The organism is Rubrivirga sp. (assembly GCF_049648075.1).
GTDB lineage: Bacteria > Bacteroidota > Rhodothermia > Rhodothermales > Rubricoccaceae > Rubrivirga.
In genome coordinates this window covers 1-5,554 of the sequence record NZ_JBARYR010000071.1, presented here as the reverse complement: position 1 = coordinate 5,554, position 5,554 = coordinate 1, and the positions used below count along the sequence as shown (strand labels likewise).

At 69.3% G+C, this 5,554-nt stretch carries 6 protein-coding genes; 5 read left to right on the top strand and 1 reads right to left on the bottom strand.

Annotated features, from left to right (window positions below; genetic code table 11):
- Positions 1–367 precede the first annotated feature (367 nt).
- The 5 genes from WBA11_RS02055 (at position 368) to WBA11_RS02035 (ending at position 4,530) form a co-directional block, all read left to right on the top strand.
- Positions 368–1,750, top strand: coding sequence for an MBL fold metallo-hydrolase (locus WBA11_RS02055; RefSeq protein ID WP_424519065.1), 1,383 nt, complete (start codon positions 368–370; stop codon positions 1,748–1,750).
- A 42-nt stretch (positions 1,751–1,792) separates the two neighbouring features.
- Positions 1,793–2,272, top strand: a complete 480-nt coding sequence (locus WBA11_RS02050; RefSeq protein WP_424519064.1) for a PaaI family thioesterase — start codon at positions 1,793–1,795, stop codon at positions 2,270–2,272.
- Between the two features lie 92 nt (positions 2,273–2,364).
- Positions 2,365–2,955 carry a thioredoxin family protein gene (locus tag WBA11_RS02045; protein ID WP_424519063.1) on the top strand — a complete coding sequence of 197 codons (591 nt, stop codon included), beginning with the start codon at positions 2,365–2,367 and terminating at the stop codon, positions 2,953–2,955.
- A 40-nt stretch (positions 2,956–2,995) separates the two neighbouring features.
- Positions 2,996–3,523 carry a DsbA family protein gene (locus tag WBA11_RS02040; RefSeq protein WP_424519062.1) on the top strand — a complete coding sequence of 176 codons (528 nt, stop codon included), beginning with the start codon at positions 2,996–2,998 and terminating at the stop codon, positions 3,521–3,523.
- A gap of 389 nt (positions 3,524–3,912) precedes the next feature.
- Positions 3,913–4,530, top strand: coding sequence for a hypothetical protein (locus tag WBA11_RS02035; protein ID WP_424519061.1), 618 nt, complete (start codon positions 3,913–3,915; stop codon positions 4,528–4,530).
- 20 nt (positions 4,531–4,550) lie between these two features.
- Here WBA11_RS02035 and WBA11_RS02030 read toward each other — a convergent pair.
- Positions 4,551–5,554, bottom strand: a 1,004-nt coding sequence (locus tag WBA11_RS02030) for a hypothetical protein (RefSeq protein ID WP_424519060.1), incomplete at its 5' end; no start/stop codon positions are given.

The window sequence follows — 5,554 nt, the reverse complement described above, 5'->3', positions numbered from 1 at the left end:
GGCCTCGGCAGCCCGGCCGGCGCCCAAGAGCTGGCCCGCGAGGTGCGCGCGGAGCGGGACGTTGTCGGGGGAGACGCGCAGGGCGTCGCGGAGTCCGTCGAAGGGGTCGTCCATGGGGAGGGGCGGTCGGTCGCGTCCGGACGCGGCGCTCTCGGTCCGGGTCCGGCCTCGAAGTCGAGATCGGGTCCGTCAAGATCGGATCGGTCGACGGGCTCGTCGTTCCTCCGCCGTTCCTGTCTTGGTCTCCCCGCGTCCCGTCCTCGAGGTCGCGGCGGGCTCCGTCCTCGAGGGCGAGAACCCACTGAAAACGCAGACTCGAAGTCTCACCCTCGAGGTAGCCTCCGGCTGATCGAATCGACTCCCACGAATGAAGTACCTCTCGCTCGGCGACACGACGGACATCGCCGCGTCGTGCCACCACGTCACGTTCGGCGGCACCGGCATCATCATGGACGCCGGGATGGACCCGGACCAGGACGGCTACGCCGCGCTCCCGCCGTTCGAACTGCTGAAGTCGCGGCCCGTCGACCACGTGGTCGTGACGCACGCGCACCACGACCACCTGGGCGCACTACCCGTTTTAGCGGCCGAAGTCCCGCACGCCCAGATCCACATGTCGCGGCCGACCGCGATGCTGGCCGAGCAGCTCCTCCCGTCGTCGGCCCGGTTGCAGAAGCGGCGCGTGCGCGAGGGCTCGACCTCGACGGCGCCCGTCTTCGACGTCGAGGCCGCCGAGGCGCTGAGCTACCTGTACGACACGCACCTGCTGGACAGCCCGTTCGACATGCGCGGGCTCAAGGCCGAGGGACCGCTGGCGGCCACGTTTACCCACGCCGGCCACGTCTTGGGTGCCGTCGGCGTGATGCTGGACGGCTACGACGGCGGTAAGCGTCGGCGGATGTTCTACACGTCCGACACGAGCGTCCGGCCCCAGACCATCCTTCCCGAGGCCGACTTCCCCGACGGGCCGGTCGACGTGATGCTGCTGGAGTCCACCCTTGGTGCCGATCCCGACGCGGAGGAGACGTCACGCAAGAGCGAAGAGAAGCGGTTGGGCGCCATGCTCGAGACGGTTCTCGGCCGCGGCGGCTGCGCCCTGATCCCGGTCTTCGCGCTCGGTCGGAGCCAGGACGTGCTCGCCATGATCGGCCGGTACAAGAAGCGCGGCCTGATCGCCGAGGACACGCCGGTCTACACGGCCGGCTCGATGCGCGGGATCGCCGAGATCTACGACAAGACCCGCAACTCGACCCCGCGCCTGGACCCGGACTTCGAGGTCTACGGCGTCCACCAGAAGCGGCTGCCCAAGTCGCAGTCGCGGCTCAACGAGGCGCTGTCGCAGCCGGGCATCTTCGTGCTGACGTCCGGGATGCTGTTCGAGCGGACGCCCTCGTTCGCGCTCGCCCAGCGGATCGTGTCGAACGAGCGGCACGGCATTTTCTTCGTCGGCTTCTCCAAGGAGGGCTCGCCGGGCGACCGCTTGCAGATCGCTGCGGCGGCCGGCGAGAAGATGGTCTTCGAGAAGGGCGACGACCCGGTCGAGATCAACGCGACCGTCGAGCGGTTCCGGTTCTCGGGCCACGCCCACCGGCGCGACTTGGTCGAGATCGTGGACCGCGTCAAGCCGCGTACGGTCGTGCTCGTCCACGGCGAGACGGCGGCGAAGTCGTGGATGAAGGACAACATCGAGGTCGCCCACCCCGACGTCCGCGTCATCATCCCGGAGCAGGGCCAGGAGCTCGAGCTCTGACCCGTCCTCGAGAACGCCACTTTCCGCCCTCGAGGCCGACGCATGGCACCTGACCTCTCCGCCCCCGACCCGACCTGGACGCCGCTGACGCCGTTTTGGGAATCGCTCGGGACGCGCTCGTTTGTCTCGTCCGAGGACGACGACCGAATCCACGTTCGCTACTACGCCGACGCTGGGGGCGCGACGCATGCCCGCGCCTGGTTCGGCCCCGGCGCCGAAGGGCCTCCCGGACACGCCCACGGCGGAGCGCTCGCAGCCCTCTTGGACGAGGCGATGGGCATGGCGGGTCTCGCCACCGGCCGCGTCGTGGTCGCCGCCCGCATCGAGGTCGACTTTCGGTCGATGGTGCCGCTCGGTGAGGTCGTCGACGTCGTCCTCGAGGTCGTGGACACGGCCGGGGCCAAGGTGTCCGTTCGCGCCGAGCTGAAGCGTGGGGCGACCGTCGCGTGTCAGGCGACAGGCCTGTTCGTCGACATCGGGGCCGAGGGCATGGGGCGGGCCGCCGAGGCGGTCGGGTTATAGCTGATCCTTCGGCCGCGTCCTCGAGGACGGAGACTGGGCGCGGGCTGCCGCGTAAGACGGCGCCCATCGCGCACGTCAGGTCCGCACGCTCTATGACCCTCGCCATGACCTCGCACTTCGACCCCGTCGCCACCGCCGTCTCTCGATCCTCCGATTGGGAGAAAGGGGAGACGTTCCGAGCCTTCCTCGGAACGGCGGAAGACAACATCGACCTGTGGACGAAGGGGTACGAGCGTGCCCGCGTCCCCGACGACCTGGTCGCGCGCATCGAGGCCGTGCCGGGCGAGTGGAAGTGGCTGGTCCTGAGCGAGGACTGGTGCGGCGACGCCTCGAACACGGTCCCGCCACTGGCGGCTTTCGCCGAGGCCGTGGGCAACGTCGAGCTACGGATGCTAGACCGCGACCAAAATCTCGAGTTGATGGACGAGCACCTGACGAACGGGACCGCCCGCTCGATCCCCATCGTCATCGTCCTTGACAGCGACGGCGTCGAGCGCGGCTGGTGGGGACCGCGCCCGTCCGACCTGCAGGCCTGGTTCACCAGCGCCGAATCCCAGGCGATGGAGAAGGACGACCGCTACCGCGAGCTCCGCAAGTGGTACGCCCGCGACCACGGCCGGACGACGATTGAGGAGGTCGTCGCCATCGTCGAGCGTGCGGCCGGCGTCGGCGGGATCGGGTAGCAAACATTCGGCGTCCTCGAGGACGCGACTCCCGACCTCGATGCCCCTCGATCCGCCCCTCTCGCCCAGCGACCACCAAGCCGGCGCTGGGGACCCTGTCGTCACCGTCATTCAGTACGGCGACTTCGAGTGCCCATACTCCAAGGACGTCCACGACATCATGGACGAGGTGCGCGGCAAGCACCCGGGGCTCCTGTTCGCGTTCCGGCACTTCCCGCTGCGCCCGCACCCCAACGCGCTCCACGCCGCGGTCGCGTCGGAAGAGGCGGCTCGCCAGGGCGGCTTCTGGCTCCTGCACGCCAGGATGTACGAGAACCAACTCCGCCTCCGCCCCGACAACCTCGCGGCCCACGCGGACGCGGTCGGCCTCGACGGCGCCGCCGTCCTCGAGGCCGTGGAAAAGGGGGAGGGGAAGGCGGCCATCCTAGCGCAGAAGCGCGCCGGCGTCCGGGCCGGCGTCCGCTCGACGCTGGGCCTGTGGATCGACGACGAGTGGGTCGAGGAGGACGACCTCGAGGACGCGATCGTCGACCGTGTGATCCGCACGCTCCAGGCGGCAGGGCGATAGTCCGTCCTCGAGGCCGCGACCGTGCCACCGACAGCCGGGCCGTCGCCGTCTGTGACCCCGACGTCAGGCGGACCACGTAGACCCCCGACGGGAGCGCCGACACGTCCACGACGGGCGCGTGGGCGCCGGCCCCGACCCACCCGCTCACCGGCCGGGCCACCTCGAGGACGGTGCCGTACACGACGAGCGTCGTCTCGGCGCCGTCCTCGAGGGCGAACTCGAGCATCGTTGACACGGCCGACGGGTTCGGGCGCGGGGGCAGGAGCGCGAACGAGAACGCCTCCGCGTCGAGCCTCGCCAGACCGGCTCTGAGGGGGCCGTTGTCGTACGTCACAGTCTTCGTCGCCGTCGCCGAGTTCAATCCTCGCGTCACGACGCACCGGAGCTCGGTGGCGGCCGTCCCCATCTGGAACGCGTACGTCGTCGTGGTGGGGCCGTTGATCCACGTCGTGGCCGGGGGGATGCGGTACGACCACTGCCGGGTCGTGGGCGACCCGGACCCGCCGGAGGTCGAGCAGGTGTACGTCCCGTTCTGCTTGAACTGGAGCGAGGCTGGCCCCGGTGCTCCGAGTCGAGATGTGTTCGAGGTCGCCCGAAGCGTCGGAGAGACCGAACACGGCCTTGTGGGCGTCGAGGAACAAGTGGGCAGCCGACTCGGGCGGGCCGGTGAAGCCCGGGAACTGCCCCCCGACGAGGGCGGAGACCGTCGTCGTGAGGGGGTTGACTTGGACCTCCAGGCCCTCAGTCAGACGGTCGGCATGTGTGGCGCGGAAGGCGTCGATGGCCGTGCTACGCGCCTGGGCGTTGAGCCTCTGTGCGGAGGCCGACGGGGCGAGGGCTGCGGAAACTCCACAGAGGGCGAGGAGTGTGAGGAAGAGTCTCATGGGTCACCTCGGAAATGGGATGGAACTGTGAGCGAACCTGCGGTGGGCATCGGGCTGGCGTCTCTGTCCGGAGTCTGGCTCGGTGCCTCCGCTGTGGGTGCCTGGTGTTACATAGAACGTTGAAGTCAGGAGAAGGAGGGGGATCAGTAGTCGCCTGCGTCCGGCATCCGCATCCCGACGGCCCCATAGGTAGCCGGGTCCGCGAGCTCTCGGACGGAGCCGGTCTCCAGGTCCAGAACCATTGCTTGGTGAAAGCGCCAGTCGTTCGCGCCACGCGGCTGCCTCTCGAAAAGAACAGTCTCGCCAGGTCCCCAATGTGGATGCCAGTTCAGGTAGTTGCTATCTAGCTCGTAGGATCGGAAGTACGTCCCATCCAGATCTGTGACGGCGAGTGAGACGACGTAGTCGGACGTGGTACCCGGCTTGAGCTCGGACCAAACTGAGGCTACCAGCCCCCGTCCCTCGTTCATTATGGGCTCAGTGAACCCCCGCGTGAGGCGCCTCTCCTCAGCGGCATACGAGAGGTTCAGGTTTCGTGCGCGGCGGGCGAGCCGACCATCTCGGCTCATCACGAAGATTCCCGCTGGCCGCTCCGGCGTCCACTCAGGCGCCTCCGGACTGACCGAGAACACGACGAGCGAGTCCGGTCCCTTCATCCCGATCACCGTCGTCGCGTAGCTGCCCGAGTCGTGGACCCGCTCGAAGAACCCGTCGGCGAACCGAAACCGGAGCACGTCCTGTTTGCCCGAGAACGACGGGGTCGGATTCGTGAAGTAGAACCCGCGCCCGTCCCGCTCCCACACGACCGGGGACCCGAGCCCGACCAGGATCGGCCGGGTCACCTCCCCGCCCGGCGGGACGTGGCCGAGCGTGTCGGCCCGTCCCGTCCGTAGGTCGTACCGGACGTACTGGACGGCCGAGACCGGCCCGATGGTTCGGTCCCCGAAGAGCACCTGCTGCCCGTCCGGGCTCAGGTGCGGCGAGACGCTGTAGTGGTCGGGGCGAGAGACGACCTCGAAGACGGTTGGGTCCTCGATGTCGGCCACGACGACGCGGTGGACCGGGGCGCCGTCGGGCGTGGTCTCGTCGTAGACGGCGACGAAGGCGACGCGGCGGTCGGCGGGGACGTCGGCGAGCGTGCGGGGGG